The sequence below is a fragment of the Pseudonocardia sp. genome (assembly GCF_035305885.1).
Taxonomy (GTDB): domain Bacteria; phylum Actinomycetota; class Actinomycetes; order Mycobacteriales; family Pseudonocardiaceae; genus Pseudonocardia.
In genome coordinates this window covers 1-14,732 of sequence record NZ_DATGOP010000133.1, presented here as the reverse complement: position 1 = coordinate 14,732, position 14,732 = coordinate 1, and the positions used below count along the sequence as shown (strand labels likewise).

Sequence of the window (14,732 nt, the reverse complement as noted above, 5' to 3'; positions counted from 1 at the left end):
AGGGTGAGCGAGTTCGACGCCCTGCTGGTCCTGTCGTTCGGTGGGCCGGAGGGCCCCGCCGACGTGCGGCCCTTCCTGGAGAACGTGGTCCGGGGCCGCGGCGTACCACCGGAGCGGCTCGACGCCGTCGAGGAGCACTACCAGCACTTCGGCGGGGTGAGCCCGCTCAACGCGCGCAACCGGGAGATCATCGCGGCGGTCCGGGAGCGGATCGAGCTGCCGGTGTACTTCGGCAACCGCAACTGGCACCCGATGGTCGAGGACACGGTCGCGGAGATGGTCCGCGACGGGGTGCGGCGCGCGCTGGTGTTCGCCACCAGCGCCTACGGCGGCTACTCGTCGTGCCGCCAGTACCAGGAGGACATCGAGCGCGCCCGCAAGGCCGTGGGGGACGGTGCGCCGGAGCTGGTCAAGCTGCGCCACTTCTTCGACCACCCGCTGTTCGTCGAGGCGAACGCCGACGCGGTGCGCGCCGCGCGGGCCACGCTGCCCGCCGACGTGCGCGACGAGGCCCGGCTCGTGTTCACCGCCCACTCGATCCCCGTCGCCGCCGACGCCGCCGCCGGGCCGCCGGAGGAGGGCGGGCACCGCTACTCCCGGCAGGTCACGGAGGCCGCCCGCCTCGTGGCCGCCGAGCTGGGCGGCGCGTCGGGGCCGGTGGACCACGACGTGGTGTGGCAGTCCCGGTCGGGCCCACCGCAGGTGCCGTGGCTGGAGCCCGACATCGTCGACCACATCGAGGCCCTGCACGCGCGCGGCGTGCCGGCGGTCGTGGTGTCGCCGGTCGGGTTCGTCTCCGACCACGTCGAGGTGATCTGGGACCTCGACACCGAGGCCCGCCAGCGCGCCGAGGAGCTCGGCATGGGGTTCGCCCGGGCCGCGACGGCGGGGCCGGACCCGCGGTTCGCCGACATGGTCGCCGAGCTCGTGGCCGAGCAGCTGCACGACGCCGCGCCGCGCTCGCTCAGCGACGTCCCGGCCGGCGGCTGCACCGTGAACGGCGCGCCGTGCGCCGTGGACTGCTGCCTGCCGGTGCGCAGGCCCCGGTAGCGCTCGTTCTCCGGTCGCGGCCGCGCGGCGGGCGCGGGTAGGAAGCGATCATGGCCCGCGCGCGCAGCGACGTCGACGACCTGGTGGCCGAGGCCGCCGCCGCCCCGGTGGAGGGCTGGGACTTCTCCTGGCTCGACGGGCGCGCCACGGAGGAGCGTCCACCGTGGGGTTACCAGCGGCTGTTGGCGGAGCGGCTGCCCCGGGTGTCGGCCGCGCTCGACGTGCAGACCGGCGGCGGGGAGGTGCTCGCCGGGGTGCCGTCGTACCCGCCGCTGGTGGTGGCCACGGAGGGCTGGCCGCCGAACGTCGCCCGGGCCACGCGGCTGCTGCACCCGCGGGGCGTGGCCGTGGTGGCCGCCCCCGACGAGCCGCCGCTGCCGTTCGGTGACGCCGCGTTCGACCTCGTCACCAGCCGGCACCCGGTGACGGTGTGGTGGGCGGAGATCGCGCGGGTGCTGCGGCCCGGCGGGAGCTACCTCGCCCAGCACGTGGGCCCGGCGAGCGTGTTCGAGCTGATCGAGTTCTTCCTCGGGCCCCAGCCGGAGGAGGCCCGCAACCGCCGCCACCCCGACCGGGCCCGCCGGGACGCGGCGGCGGCCGGGCTCGAGGTCGTGGATCTGCGGACGGCGCGGCTGCGCATGGAGTTCCACGACGTCGGCGCGGTGGTGTGGTTCCTGCGCAAGGTGATCTGGCTCGTCCCGGGCTTCACGGTGGACGCCTACCGCGACCGGCTGCGCGAGCTGCACGAGCTGATGGAGGCCGAGGGCCCGTTCGTGGCCCACTCGAGCCGCTACCTCATCGAGGCGCGCAAGCCGCGAGCGCGGTGAGCGTGCGTTCCCCGCCCGGGTCGCCCTCCGTGGCGGGGACGAGCACCACCTCGTCCAGGCCGGCGGCGGCGTAGGCGTCGAGCCGGGCCCGGACGGTGTCGACGTCGCCCACCAGCCCGAGCCGGTCCGCGGCATCCGGGGGCAGCGCGGCGAGCAGCGCGTCGCGGTCGGCGCCCGCCGCGGCCATCCGGACGGCGTCGCCCAGCCCGGCCGCGGTGAACATCTCACCGTAGCCGGCGACCTCGAGGTAGCCGACGACGCTGCGCAGCACCTGGGTGCGGGCCTCGGCGGTCGGCTCGACGGCGGCGGGGATCCACGCGGCGAGCTTCGGCGCGGGCCGCCCGGCGCGCCGTGCCGCGGCGTCGAGCTTCTCCCGGTAGCCGCGCGCCAGCTCCGGGGAGACCAGGTCGAGCACCATGCGGTCGGCGTGCTCGGCGGCGACGGCGATCGCGCGGTCCCCGAAGGCCGCGAGCGTGATCGGCCCACCCGGCGGGTCGAGCCGCAGCCGGTAGTCGTGGGTGGACACCATCTCGCCCGCGAAGTCGGCGACCTCGCCGCGGAAGAGGGCGCGCAGCGCCTGGGCGCTCTCGGCCATCGTCGCGACGGCGCGGCGGCGCGACCGGCCGTGCATGCGCTCGACCACCCGCACGCTGGAGGTGCCCAGCGCCACGCCGACCGGCCGGCGGACCAGCGCGGCCGTCGACGCGGCGGCGCGCGCGATCGACGCCGGGTCCCGCACCGACACCGGGATCGGCCCGACGGTCAGCGCGATCCGCTCCGTGGCGAGCCCGGCGGCCGTGGCCAGCGCGAACGCATCCCAGACGAAGCCCTCACCGACCCAGAGATCGCGGTAGCCGAGCCGGTCGGCCACCACGGCGGTGCGCATCTCCTCCTCGGGCGGGACGTTCGGGCGCGACGCGATGACCACGGTGATCTCCATGGCGACAGCCAACGCCCCGCGCGCGGCGTGTTGTTCTCGCGTGCCGGCCCACTCCCGCAGCCCGAATTCGTTGCCCTCGGGGCCCTCGGGGTCGAGGAACGACGCCAACGGGCCCACCAGGGCCGACGCGGCGCCGGGAGGGGGCCACCTCGAGCCGGCGGGCGCTGCCCACCCCCGGCTCGGCGCGCAGGTCGAAGCCCACCTGCTCCGTTCGGAACCGCAGGGCCTCGTCCTGGTCGGCGACGGCGACGGGAGGCGGATCATCCGCCCGACCGGTGCGTGGGGGCGCGGTCGACGGCGCGCGCCGCGCCGGGGAACGGGGGTTGTGCCTGGCGTCCACGCGCGGGGCCAATCAGCAGGCAGCCCCACATCGGGGTTCCGCCGATCCCGCCGCCGGCCGCCGAGGGTGGGTGCCCGGCACCCAGGAAATCCTCGGCCTCCTCCGCCGCGGCGGTCCCGGCGAGCCTGGGATCGACCCAGCGGAGAGAGGAATCCCCACCATGAGCAAGGTCATCGCAGTGACCGGCGCGAGCAGCGGCATCGGGGAGGCGACCGCGCTGCGGCTCGCTGCCGACGGCCACCACGTCGTGCTCGGTGCGCGCCGTGAGGACCGGCTCGCCGCCGTCGCGGAGAAGATCCGCGCCGAGGGCGGGAGCGCCGACGTGCGCCGGCTCGACGTCACCGACCGGCAGGCCGTGGCGGCCTTCGTCGAGGCGGCCGTGGCCGCGCACGGGCGGCTCGACGTGCTGGTCGGCAACGCGGGCGTGATGCCGCTGTCGCGGCTGGACGCGCTGCTGGTCGACGAGTGGGACCGGATGATCGACGTCAACGTCAAGGGCCTGCTCCACGGGATCGCGGCCGCGTTGCCCGTCTTCCAACGCCAGGGCGGCGGGCACTTCGTGACCGTCGCGTCGATCGCGGCCCACCAGGTCTCGCCGACCGCCGCGGTCTACGCCGCCACCAAGCACGCGGCGTGGGCGATCTCGGAGGGGCTGCGGCAGGAGTCCGACCCGAGCATCCGGGTCACCACCATCTCGCCCGGGGTGACCGAGTCCGAGCTCGCCGACTCGATCACCGACCCCGTCGCGAAGGACGCGATGGTCACCTACCGCGCCCACACCATCCCGGCGGGCGCGATCGCCGACGCCATCGCCTACGCCGTCGCGCAGCCCGACGGCGTCGACGTGAACGAGATGATCATCCGGCCCACGCGGCAGCGGTGACGGGCCGGTCACCCGGTGGCGAGGGCGTGCACGGTCGCGAGCAGCACGTTCGCCCCCGCCTCGACGTCCTCCCACCGGGTCGCCTCGGCCGGTGAGTGGCTCCGGCCGCCGACGCTCGGCACGAAGATCATGCCGGTGGGGGCGAGCCGGGCGATGTTCTGCGCGTCGTGTCCGGCGCCCGACGGCAGGTGCAGCGCCGGCAGGCCGCGCTCGGCGGCCGCCGTGGCCACGAGCTCCTGCATCGTCGGGTCCAGCGGAACCGGGTCGATGATGCTCTCGCGCGTGTAGGTGACCTCGAGGGCGTGCCGCTCGGCGGCGGCGTGCGCGGCGGCGACCACGGCGTCCTCGAGGCTCAGCAGCCGCCCGCGGTCGGGGTCGCGGAAGTCGAGCGACAGCCGCACCAGGGCAGGCACCACGTTCGCGGCGCCGGGCTCGACGTGGACGATGCCGCAGGTGGCGACCGCGTCGGCGCTCACGGATCGGGCGACCTCGGGCAGGCGGGCCACGAGGTCGCCCGCTCCGCGCAGTGCGTCGCGCCGCAGCGCCATCGGGGTGGTGCCCGCGTGGTCCTGGCGGCCGCGGAACTCCAGCCACCCGCTGCCGATCCCGACGATCGCGGTGACCACCCCGATCGTGGCGCCGGCCGACTCGAGCACCGCCCCCTGCTCGATGTGCAGCTCGACGTAGGCGTGCACGTCGCCGGGGGAGAGCTTCACCCGGGTCGCCGCCTGCGCGTCGAAGCCCATCGCCTGCAGCGCGTCGACGAGCCGGGTCCCGTCGCGGCCGCGCAGCGCGGCGAGCTCGTCGGCGCTGAACCCGCGCACGAGCGCGGTCGACCCGAGCAGGTGGTGGTAGCTGCCCTCCTCGTCGGCGAACACCACGGCCTCCACCGGGCGGCGCAGCTGCACCCGCTCCTCGGCGAGCCGGCGCACCACCTCCAGCGCGGCGAGCGACCCGAGCGCCCCGTCGAAGCGGCCGCCCTCGGGCACGCTGTCCAGGTGCGATCCCGCCCAGACCGGGGGCGTGTCCGGCGGCGCGCCTGGCGCCTCGAGCCGCATGAAGACGTTGCCGACGGCGTCGGTGCGCAGCCGCAGCCCGGCCTCCTCGCACCGGTCGGCGAGCCACGCGCGCACCCGCCGGTCGGCGTCGGTGAAACTGGTGCGGGCGACCCCGCCGCTCGCGGTGGCGCCGTAGGAGGCGACGTGTTCGAGGTCGCGGCGCAACCGCTCGGCCGAGACGGTGAACGTGGGACCGGGGAGCGAAGCGATCTTTCGCCTCCGTTATGCGGATGTCACCCAGATAGGTCTGATCTGTCCTACCTTCACCCCACCAAGAGCGTCAAGGAGGATCGTCGTTGCCCGATCCGGTGCTGTCCGTACGCGGACTGACGACGGAGTTCGTCACGCCGAACGGCGTCGTCAAGGCCGTCACGGACGTCAGCTGGGACCTGTACCCCGGCGAGACGCTGGGTGTGGTGGGCGAGTCGGGGTCGGGCAAGACCGTCACGGCGATGTCGATCCTGGGCCTCGTCCCGTGCCCGCCGGGGCGGATCGTCTCCGGTGAGATCCTCTTCGAGGGGCGCGACCTTCTGACGATGCCGGCGAAGGAGCTGCGGCAGGTGCGCGGCCGCGACATCGGGATGATCTTCCAGGACCCGATGACGAGCCTGAACCCGGTGCTGACGGTCGGGGAGCAGATCGCGGAGGCGCTGCGGCTGCACGACCGCGCGCTGAGCCGGGAGGCCGCGCGCAGCAGGGCGATCGAGCTGCTCGCGTCGGTCGGCGTGCCCAACCCCGAGGTCCGCTACGACCAGTACCCCCACGAGCACTCCGGCGGCATGCGGCAGCGCGCGATGATCGCGATGGCCATCGCCAACGGGCCGAAGGTGCTCATCGCCGACGAGCCCACCACCGCCCTGGACGTCACGATCCAGGCGCAGGTCCTCGACGTCCTGCGCGCCGCGCAGGAGCAGACCGGCGCGGCCACCGTGCTCATCACCCACGACCTGGCGCTGATCGCCGAGCACGCCGACCGGGTGGTGGTGATGTACGGCGGGCGGGTCGTCGAGGTCGCCGACGTGTACTCGATCTTCTCCTCGTGCCGGCACCCGTACACGCTCGGCCTGCTGAGCAGCCTGCCCCGCCTCGACGTCGACGTCGAGCAGCTCGAACCCATCCCCGGCTCCCCGCCGAACCTGATCGACCTGCCGCCCGGGTGCGCGTTCCACCCGCGGTGCCGGCTCGCCAAGGACCGGGAGGTGTGCCGGACCGAGGTGCCCCCGCTGCGCGACGTCGGCGACGGGGTGCGGTCGGCGTGCCACTTCGCCGAGGAGGTGCCCGCGGAGCGGGCCGCGGTCGCCGACGAGATGGGCATCCAGCTCGGGGCGGGTGGTGGCTCGTGAGCGCGCCCGAGCTGCTGCGGGTGGAGGACCTGAGGACGTACTTCCCGATCCGCGGCGGGGTGACCCGGCGCCAGGTCGGCACGGTCTACGCCGTGGACGGGGTCAGTTTCACCCTGCGCGCGGGCGAGACCCTCGGGCTCGTGGGCGAGTCCGGCTGCGGCAAGACCACCACCGGGCGCACCGTCGTGAAGCTCCAAGAGCCCACCTCGGGGCGGATCTTCTTCCGCGGTACCGACATCACCGGCTACAGCCGGGCGAAGATGAAGGACGTCCGCCGGGAGATGCAGTTCGTCTTCCAGGACCCCTACCGGTCGCTGAACCCGCGGATGACGGTGCGCGCGATCGTCAGCGAGCCGTTCCAGATCCACGGGCTCGCGTCCGGCTCCGAGCTGCGGGACCGGGTCGACGCGCTGCTGGAGTCGGTCGGGCTCACCCCCGAGCACGCCGAGCGCTACCCGCACGAGTTCTCCGGCGGCCAGCGCCAGCGCATCGGCATCGCGCGGGCCCTCGCCCTCGACCCACAGGTGCTGGTGCTCGACGAGCCGGTCTCGGCGCTGGACGTGTCGATCCAGGCCCAGGTGGTGAACCTGCTGCGGCAGGTGCAGGAGCGGCCCACCGGCCGGGAGCGGGAGCACGGGCTCGCGTTCATCTTCATCGCCCACGACCTGTCCGTGGTCCGCCACATCTCCGACCGGGTGGCGGTGATGTACCTCGGCAAGATCGTCGAGATCGGCACGCGCGCCGACATCTACGAGCGCCCCACCCACCCGTACACGCAGGCGCTCCTGTCGGCCGTGCCCATCCCCGACCCGCACAAGCGGCGGACGCGGGAGCGCATCGTCCTCACCGGCGACGTGCCGAGCCCGGCCAACCCGCCGTCCGGCTGCAACTTCCGGACCCGCTGCCCGAAGGCGCAGCCGATCTGCGCCGCCGAGGAACCCGAGCTCGTCGACCGCTCCGGGCACGGCCACCCGGCCGCCTGCCACTTCGCCGAACCACTCCGAGTGATCTCATGACCGAAGGATCGGGGGTTGGGATGAAACGCCCATCGACACGAGGACGCATCGCCGCCGCGCTCGTGGCGGCCGGGCTCCTGCTGGGCGCCTGCAGCTTCGAGGAGGACCCGGCCGCTGGCCCCGGCGGGGGAGGCGACTCATCCTTCTCGATCGCCATCGGCATCGACCTGGACACCCTCGACCCCGCGGGCCAGACCACGACCACGGTGCAGAACGTGGTCGACTACGTCGTCGAGACGCTGGTCGAGGAGCGCGACGGCGAGGTCGTGGGCGTGCTCGCCGAGTCCTACGAGGTCTCGCCGGACGGGCGCACGATCGACCTCACGCTCCGGCAGGGCGTCACGTTCCACGACGGCACCCCGTTCAACGCCGACGCGGTCGTGTTCAACCTCCAGCGGATCACCGACCCGAACCTGCGGGTCCCGCTCGGGGCGCCGTTCGAGGTCATGGAGTCGGTGGAGGCGACCGGAGAGCACTCCGTGCGGATCGTGCTGTCGCAGCCGTCGCCGATCTTCATGAAGGCGCTCACCCTCACGACCGCGGGCATGATCTCGCCCGCGTCGGTGGAGGCCGAGGGCAACACCTACGACAACTACCAGCACCCGGTCGGCACCGGGCCGTACACGTTCACCAGCTACACCGCCGGGCAGAGCCTCACGGTCACGAAGTACCCCCAGTACTGGGGTGAGCAGCCGTTCTACGAGACGGTCGAGTTCCGGATCGTCCCGGAGGCGGCCACCCGGGAGAGCCTGCTGCTCGCCGGGCAGGTCGACATGATCATCCTGCCGCCGGTGGCGGACCTGCGCGCGCTGCAGGACAACCCCGACGTGAACGTGATCCTCGGCGAGAGCGACCGATCCATCTACATCGCGCTCGACACCCTCGACCCGCTGCTGTCCGACGTCCGGGTGCGCCAGGCGCTCAACTACGCGGTCGACAAGCAGGCGATCGTCGACAACGTGCTGTTCGGGGCGGGGAAGGTGATGGACGCGCCGATGTCGTCCGCCTTGTTCGGCTACTGCTCGACCGGCAGCTACCCGTACGACCCGGACCGGGCCCGGCAGCTGCTCGCCGAGGCCGGCGCGGAGGGCGCCACGCTCGAGCTGATCACCCCGAGCGGCCGCTACGTGCAGGACCAGCAGGCCACCGAGGCGATCGCCGGCTACCTGCGCGAGGTCGGGCTGAACGTCACGGTCGGGACCAGCGACTGGGGCGCCTACCTGGGCCGGGTGAACGCGCCGCACTCGGAGGACACCGTCGACATGCACCTGCTGGGCTGGGCCCCCGCGATCCTCGACGCCGACCAACAGATGCAGATGTTCCGCTCGGCCACGCACCCGCCGACCGGCCTCGGCACGGCCTTCTACACCAACCCGCGGGTCGAGGAGCTGCTCGCGCAGGCCGACACGGAGGTGAACGAGGAGGTGCGCGGGCAGCTGTACTGCGACGCATCGAGGATCATCTGGGAGGAGGCTCCGTGGATCTTCCTGTGGACGCAGTCGTTCCCCGTGGTCCACTCGGTCGACGTCACCGGCATCTCGACGACGCCGACCGAGAAGTTCGACGCCCTCTACGCGCGGCCGGCCGCGAGCTGAGGGGCATGGGGTAGTCGCCGGATGAGGGGCACCACCGCGCACATCGTGCGCACGCTGCTGCTGTCGCTGATCACCCTGTTCGGGGTGTCGGTGCTGATCTTCCTGATGCTGCGCGTGCTGCCCGGTGACCCGGCGCGGGTGCTGGCCGGCCTGGACGCGAGCGCCGAACAGGTCGAGCGGATCCGCGCCGAGCTCGGGCTGGACCGGCCGCTCGTGTCGCAGTACTGGTCGTTCCTGACCGGCCTGCTCCAGGGCGACCTGGGCACGTCGGCCCGCACGTCCCGGCCGGTGGCGCTGGAGATCGCCGCGAGGATGCCCGCCACGCTGACCCTCGCGGCGGTCTCCACCCTGATCGGCGCGGTGGCCGGGATCGCCGCCGGGGTGGTCGCCGCGGTGCGGCGCGGCACCGTGGTCGACCACCTGATCTCCAGCGTCGCGGTGATGGGCATCTCGATGCCCGTCTACTGGCTGGGGCTGCTGCTCATCCTGTTGTTCGCCGTGACGCTGGGGTGGCTGCCCGCGGCCGGGGCCGACGAGCCGACGAGCATCGTGCTGCCCGCGGCGACGCTCGGCGCGTTCTCCACGGCGCTGGTGTCGCGGATGACCCGCGCCAGCATGCTCGAGGTGCTGGGGCAGGACTACATCCGCACCGCGCAGGCCAAGGGCGCCCCACCGCGCACCGTGATCGTCAAGCACGGCCTGCGCAACGCGTTCATCCCGGTCCTGACCGTCATCAGTCTGCAGTTCGGGGCGCTCCTGGGCGGGGCGGTCCTGACCGAGACGGTGTTCGGCTGGCCGGGGATCGGGCGCCTGCTGGTCGATTCGATCAACGCGCGGGACTTCCCGGTCGTGCAGGGTCTCGTGCTGGTCTACGCCTTGTTGTTCGTCCTGTTGAACGTCTTCGTGGACGTCCTGTACGTCGTCGTCGACCCGCGGATCAGGTACTGACTGCCATGCGAGCCTGGCAACGCTTCCGCCGCCACCCACCGGCCATGGTCGGGCTGGCCATCATCGTCACGTTCCTGGTGCTGGCCTTCGCCGCGCCGCTGATCTCGCCGTACGACCCGAACGCGCAGGACCTGTCCGCCGCGATCCAACCGCCGTCGGCGTCGCACTGGCTGGGCACCGACCAGCTGGGCCGCGACATCGCCACCCGGCTGATGTACGGCACGCGGATCTCGCTGCTCATCGGCGTGCTCGCGGTCGCGATCGGCCTGGTCGTGGGCGTTCCGCTGGGCGTGGTCGCCGGCTACTACGGCGGCTGGGCGGACATGGCCGTGTCCCGGTTCGCCGACATGCTGTTCGCGTTCACCAGCATCCTGCTGGCGCTCACGCTGGTCGCGGTGCTGGGGGTGAGCCTGCAGAACGTGATCGTGGCGGTCGGGATCAGCGTCATCCCGGTGATCGTGCGGCTGGTGCGCTCGTCGGTGCTCAGCCTGCGCGAGGAGCCCTTCGTCGAGGCGGCGCGGGCGCTGGGGGCGGGCGACCTGCGGATCATCGTGCGGCACGTGTTCCGCAACTGCCTCACCCCGGTGCTGGTGCACGCCACGCTGAGCATCGGGGTCAGCATCCTGCTCGCGGCCGGGCTCGGGTTCCTCGGGCTCGGCGTGCAGTCGCCGACCGCGGAGTGGGGCACGATGCTCGGGGAGGGCCGCCAGTTCATCTTCAGCGCCCCCCACCTCACCGCGTTCCCCGGGATCGCGATCTTCCTCGCCATCCTGGCGTTCAACCTGCTCGGCGACGGGCTGCGCGACGCGCTCGACCCGAGGCTGTCCACCACCGACCGGCCTGCCGGGTGAGGATCGGCGCATGAGCACCCCGAGCTTCCTGCTCCGCGACGTCACGGTCGTCGACGGCACCGGCGCACCCCCGGTCCCCGCCCAGGCGTTGGTCGTCGAGGGCCGCCGCATCGCCTGGATGGGACCCGCCGACCAGGCCCCGTCCACCGCCGGGGAGGCCGTCGTCGAGGGCGAGGGCCGCACGGTTCTCCCCGGGCTGATCAACTGCCACGTGCACCTCACCGCCGACGGCGCACCGGACCTGATCGGCCAGATCGAGTCCGACACGGTCCCCACCGCCACCCTGCGGGCGGCGCGGACCGCCTGGCAGACCCTCCGGTCGGGCGTGACCACGGTCCGCGACTGCGGCGCGCCCGACAACATCGTCATCGACCTCGCCCGGGAGATCGAGCGCGGGCTGGTCCCCGGCCCGCGGGTGCAACCGGCGGGCCGGCTCATCACGATGACCGGCGGGCACGGCCACCACATCGGCCGGGAGGCCGACGGCCCCGACGAGGTGCGCAAGGCCGCCCGCACGGAGCTCAAGTGCGGCGCCGAGGTGCTCAAGGTGATGGCCACCGGCGGCGTGCTGACCCCGGGGGTCACCCCGATGCAGACCGCCCTGCTGCCCGAGGAGCTCGCCGTCGTCGCGCAGGAGGCGCACAACGCGGGCAAGCGGGTCACGACGCACGCCATCGGCCGGGCCGGGATCCACAACGCGCTCCTCGCCGGCGTCGACTCGATCGAGCACGGCTTCTACCTCGACGACGAGCTGCTCGAGATCGCCGTCGACCGCGGCACGTTCCTCGTCCCGACGATGCTCGCCGTCGACGGGATCATCCGCAACGCCGCCGCCGGCATCCCGGCCTGGGTCGTGGAGAAGGCCGAACGGGAGGCGCAGCGGCAGCGGGAGAGCTTCGTCGCCGCCGTCGCGTCCGGCATGCGGATCGCCGCAGGCACCGACGCGGGCACCCCGTACAACGCCCACGGCGACTTCGCCCGCGAGCTCGAGCTGATGGTGCGCCACGGGCTCACGCCGATGCAGGCGCTCATGGCCGCGACCAGCGCCGCGGCCCAGAACCTCGGGCTCGACCACGACCTGGGCACGCTGGCGGTCGGCAAGCTCGCCGACCTGGTCCTGGTCGACGGCGACCCGGTCGCCGACATCACCGCGGCCGGGCGGGTCGCGCTGGTTGTCAAGGACGGTGTCGTGCACCGCGACGAGCTGCCCAAGACCGGCCCGGCGGTCCCGCGCGCCGACCGATGAGTTCCCCGCGCCGCGGGCGTCAGATCTCGTGCGACCGACACCCGCGGAGGCCTCGATGCGCAGACTGATCTTCGGCATGAACGTGACCCTGGACGGCTACATCGCCGCGCCGGGCGACGTCATCGACTGGAGCGCCGGCGACTCCGGCGCCCACGGCGGGCCGAGCGACGAGCTGTTCCGGTTCTGGCTCGAGGAGGAACAGGCGAGCGAGCTGACCCTCTACGGCCGCAAGCTGTGGGAGACGATGAGCTCCTACTGGCCGACCGGCGACCAGCAGCCCGGCGCCGGCCCGCTGGAGATCGAGTTCGCGCGCAACTGGCGGGACACGCCGAAGGTCGTGTTCTCCTCGACGCTCGAGGAGGAGGTCGGCTGGAACACCCGCCTCGTGGCGGGCGACGCGGTCGCCGAGATCACCCGGCTGAAGGCCGAGGACGGCGGGCCGATGACCATCGGCGGGGCGACGCTCGCCGCGGCGGCCATGCGGGCGGGCCTGATCGACGAGTACGTCCTGGCCACCCACCCGGTGCTCGTCGGCGCCGGAACGCCGTTCTTCACCGCCCTCGACGCGTGGGTGCACCTCGACCTGGTGGAGACGCGGATCTTCCCCGGCGGCGTCGTGATGACCCGCTACGCGACGCGGCGCTGACGGGCGTCGGTCAGGCCGGGTCGGGTGCCGCGGCGATGGCGGCGGCCACCAGGTCGGCGGCGCTGCTCTCCCGCGTGCGCCTGCCCCGGTCGTAGTGCTGCGTGGTGGCGATGGTGGCGTGCCCGACGTCGGCCTGGACGTGCTGGATCCGCGCGTCCCGCTCGAGCGCGATCGTGACGTAGGCGTGGCGCAGGGCGTGCGGGTGCACCCGGTCGGCCACGCCGTCGAGCGCCGGGCCGGCGTGGGCGGCGATGCGCCGCAGCAGCGTGTAGAGGTCCACCCGGGAGCAGCGGCCCCCGTCGCGGGTGGCGATCAGCGGCGCCGAGCCCGCCGCGGTGCGGCCCCGCGGCGCGGGCACGGCCGTGCCGCCGAGGCGGTCCCGCTCGGCCAGGTAGGCGGCGAGCGCCTCGCGCACGAGGTCGGTCACGTACACCTCGCGGTGCAGGCCGCCCTTGCCGAGCACGCGCAGGACGTCGTCGCCGCCGGTGCGGTACAGGTCGTCGCGGTCGAGGCCGACCACCTCGGAGATCCGCAGCCCGAGCGTCAGCAGCGCCACCACCGCCACGGCGCGCAGCGCGTAGAGCCGGGCGAGCCGCGGGCTGCGCGAGTACGGCAGCCGCGCCGCGGCCATGAGCAGAGCCTTCAGCTGCTCGGGGGTGAGGCGCACGGTCGGTGAGGCGTCGCGCGCGCTGGACGACAGCCCGAGCCGGGCCCGGTTGAGCGCCGCCGGGTTCGCCGCGACGACGCCCGTCTCGGCGAGGTGGGCGTAGAGCGCGGAGAGCGTCGACAGCATCCGCTGCCGGGTCCGCCGTTGCGCCCCCGCGGCGTCGAGCGCGTGCAGCCACGCCTTCACGTGCGCCGCGGTGGCGCGGCGCGGGTCGAGGGCCCGGGCGGCGCACCACCGGAACCACGCCAGGTCGTGCAGCGGTCCCGGCGGCGCCGGGGGCGGGCCGGGCCGGCGCGGGCCGCCTGCGGGGTCGACCCAGTCGATCGGCAGCCCGAGCGCGTAGGCGTAGGTGCGGCGGGTGCCCGCGTTCGCGTACTGGGACAGCCAGTCGAGCAGCTGGGCCTTGAGCACCTCGGGGTCGTCGACGCCCGGCCAGGTCGACTCGTCCGCGGCGGGGAGGGCGGGGGAGCGGTCGCGGACGGCCTCCAACACGACGAGCGGGTCCAGCTCCACGCCGGGAACCGTACGCCAGGAGGAGGGTCGCCGCGGACGGGTTCGGCTTCGACACGCCCCCGGTCGGGGGCTCGCGGCAAGACGCGAGCCGTTGGCTCGCTGCTCGCGGGTTGGCCGCCTGCGCCCCCCGGGTCCAGAACGCGCCGTCCTCGGCCCTCGCCGACGACGGAACCGCGCTTGCCGCCCGTCGACGGCAGCCGCGACCGGTGACCCGTTGCGCTGGTTGCTCCCGGAGCCGTCGGCTGCGTCGTTCGCGGTGGTTCCTGGTTGTCCACGTCGTCGCCGTACCCGGGCGCCGGTCGCAGCACCGGCGCCTCCTGCACCAGCACGTCCGCGAGCGCGGCCGCGTCGGTGTGATCCCGGTGCAGGTGGGTGACCAGCGCCGCGGTGGCCGTCCCGCTCGGCACCGCCAGCCGCTCGCCGGGCTTCCACCCCGTGAACAGCGGTGAGAGGTCCCGCACGTAGTCGATCATCGGTCTCGCGCATCCACTGCACCCGGCGTGCCGGCACCGCACCTCGTGTGCGGAGCCCCCGGGAGCTCGCCGGCCCCTCGTTCACCCACCGGTTCCCCCGGCTCGCACATCGACCGCAACCGGTGTGTCGGCACCACGCGTCGCGTGCGAGGCCTCGGCGCCGCGCTCACGCACCGGCTTCGGGCGGCGCGTCCAAGGGGTCCATCTCCAGAGGCCCATCGGGCGGGGTGCACGCCAACAAAACACAGGTTTCGTTGGTTGCTGGTTTGAGTTTCTGAACTCGAAGAGGGGTGCTGAGTTTGGAAACGTCGAACGTGTAACCTGCGAGACCATGAT

At 73.8% G+C, this 14,732-nt stretch carries 13 protein-coding genes; 10 read left to right on the top strand and 3 right to left on the bottom strand.

Features of this window, described 5'->3' with window-relative positions; genetic code table 11:
- Positions 1-3 precede the first annotated feature (3 nt).
- Both VKZ81_RS30635 and VKZ81_RS30630 read left to right on the top strand, forming a co-directional pair.
- Positions 4-1,050: a ferrochelatase gene (locus tag VKZ81_RS30635; RefSeq protein ID WP_324245222.1), complete on the top strand. Its 1,047-nt coding sequence runs from the start codon at positions 4-6 to the stop codon at positions 1,048-1,050.
- A 50-nt stretch (positions 1,051-1,100) separates the two neighbouring features.
- On the top strand, positions 1,101-1,877 hold the full coding sequence (locus VKZ81_RS30630) for a class I SAM-dependent methyltransferase (RefSeq protein ID WP_324245221.1): 777 nt from the start codon (positions 1,101-1,103) through the stop codon (positions 1,875-1,877).
- On the opposite strand, the gene VKZ81_RS30625 is transcribed toward VKZ81_RS30630, so the two are convergent.
- The gene (locus tag VKZ81_RS30625) at positions 1,846-2,934 is read right to left on the bottom strand and encodes an LLM class F420-dependent oxidoreductase (RefSeq protein WP_324245220.1); all 1,089 of its coding nucleotides are present in this window, start codon (positions 2,932-2,934) and stop codon (positions 1,846-1,848) included. The two genes, VKZ81_RS30630 and VKZ81_RS30625, sit on opposite strands and share 32 nt — an antisense overlap.
- Positions 2,935-3,317: 383 nt before the next feature.
- Between VKZ81_RS30625 and VKZ81_RS30620 the strand changes: the two genes are divergently transcribed.
- Positions 3,318-4,040, top strand: coding sequence for an SDR family oxidoreductase (locus VKZ81_RS30620; protein ID WP_324245219.1), 723 nt, complete (start codon positions 3,318-3,320; stop codon positions 4,038-4,040).
- A gap of 8 nt (positions 4,041-4,048) precedes the next feature.
- Here VKZ81_RS30620 and VKZ81_RS30615 read toward each other — a convergent pair whose 3' ends face one another.
- A complete protein-coding gene (locus tag VKZ81_RS30615; RefSeq protein WP_324245262.1) occupies positions 4,049-5,308 on the bottom strand; it encodes a Zn-dependent hydrolase in 1,260 nt (419 codons plus the stop codon).
- An 86-nt stretch (positions 5,309-5,394) separates the two neighbouring features.
- Here VKZ81_RS30615 and VKZ81_RS30610 point away from each other — a divergent pair, with 86 nt between their 5' ends.
- From VKZ81_RS30610 to VKZ81_RS30580, 7 genes are read left to right on the top strand one after another with little or no spacing between them, the layout of a single operon-like run.
- Positions 5,395-6,441 (top strand): ABC transporter ATP-binding protein, encoded by a 1,047-nt coding sequence (locus VKZ81_RS30610; RefSeq protein ID WP_324245218.1) that lies wholly within the window; start codon positions 5,395-5,397, stop codon positions 6,439-6,441.
- On the top strand, positions 6,438-7,457 hold the full coding sequence (locus VKZ81_RS30605; protein ID WP_324245217.1) for an ABC transporter ATP-binding protein: 1,020 nt from the start codon (positions 6,438-6,440) through the stop codon (positions 7,455-7,457). The genes VKZ81_RS30610 and VKZ81_RS30605 overlap by 4 nt, the downstream gene beginning before the upstream one ends.
- A gap of 20 nt (positions 7,458-7,477) precedes the next feature.
- The gene (locus VKZ81_RS30600) at positions 7,478-9,052 is read left to right on the top strand and encodes an ABC transporter substrate-binding protein (RefSeq protein ID WP_324245216.1); all 1,575 of its coding nucleotides are present in this window, start codon (positions 7,478-7,480) and stop codon (positions 9,050-9,052) included.
- 21 nt (positions 9,053-9,073) lie between these two features.
- Entirely contained in the window at positions 9,074-10,000 is a 927-nt protein-coding gene (locus VKZ81_RS30595) for an ABC transporter permease (protein ID WP_324245215.1), read from the top strand.
- 5 nt (positions 10,001-10,005) lie between these two features.
- On the top strand, positions 10,006-10,851 hold the full coding sequence (locus VKZ81_RS30590) for an ABC transporter permease (RefSeq protein WP_324245214.1): 846 nt from the start codon (positions 10,006-10,008) through the stop codon (positions 10,849-10,851).
- Positions 10,852-10,861: 10 nt separating this feature from the next.
- Positions 10,862-12,097 (top strand): metal-dependent hydrolase family protein, encoded by a 1,236-nt coding sequence (locus VKZ81_RS30585; RefSeq protein WP_324245213.1) that lies wholly within the window; start codon positions 10,862-10,864, stop codon positions 12,095-12,097.
- Positions 12,098-12,152: 55 nt separating this feature from the next.
- Positions 12,153-12,743: a dihydrofolate reductase family protein gene (locus VKZ81_RS30580; RefSeq protein WP_324245212.1), complete on the top strand. Its 591-nt coding sequence runs from the start codon at positions 12,153-12,155 to the stop codon at positions 12,741-12,743.
- A gap of 10 nt (positions 12,744-12,753) precedes the next feature.
- Here the strand turns inward: VKZ81_RS30580 and VKZ81_RS30575 are convergent, their stop codons facing one another.
- Positions 12,754-13,923 (bottom strand): tyrosine-type recombinase/integrase, encoded by a 1,170-nt coding sequence (locus VKZ81_RS30575; protein ID WP_324245211.1) that lies wholly within the window; start codon positions 13,921-13,923, stop codon positions 12,754-12,756.
- Positions 13,924-14,732: the final 809 nt, after the last annotated feature.

Bases quoted from the DNA above. Each gene is read 5' to 3' on its own strand.
- VKZ81_RS30630 (WP_324245221.1), top strand. From the start codon at position 1,101: ATGGCCCGCGCGCGCAGCGACGTCGACGACCTGGTGGCCGAGGCCGCC.
- VKZ81_RS30620 (WP_324245219.1), top strand. From the start codon at position 3,318: ATGAGCAAGGTCATCGCAGTGACCGGCGCGAGCAGCGGCATCGGGGAG.
- VKZ81_RS30600 (WP_324245216.1), top strand. From the start codon at position 7,478: ATGAAACGCCCATCGACACGAGGACGCATCGCCGCCGCGCTCGTGGCG.
- VKZ81_RS30595 (WP_324245215.1), top strand. From the start codon at position 9,074: ATGAGGGGCACCACCGCGCACATCGTGCGCACGCTGCTGCTGTCGCTG.
- VKZ81_RS30590 (WP_324245214.1), top strand. From the start codon at position 10,006: ATGCGAGCCTGGCAACGCTTCCGCCGCCACCCACCGGCCATGGTCGGG.
- VKZ81_RS30585 (WP_324245213.1), top strand. From the start codon at position 10,862: ATGAGCACCCCGAGCTTCCTGCTCCGCGACGTCACGGTCGTCGACGGC.
- VKZ81_RS30580 (WP_324245212.1), top strand. From the start codon at position 12,153: ATGCGCAGACTGATCTTCGGCATGAACGTGACCCTGGACGGCTACATC.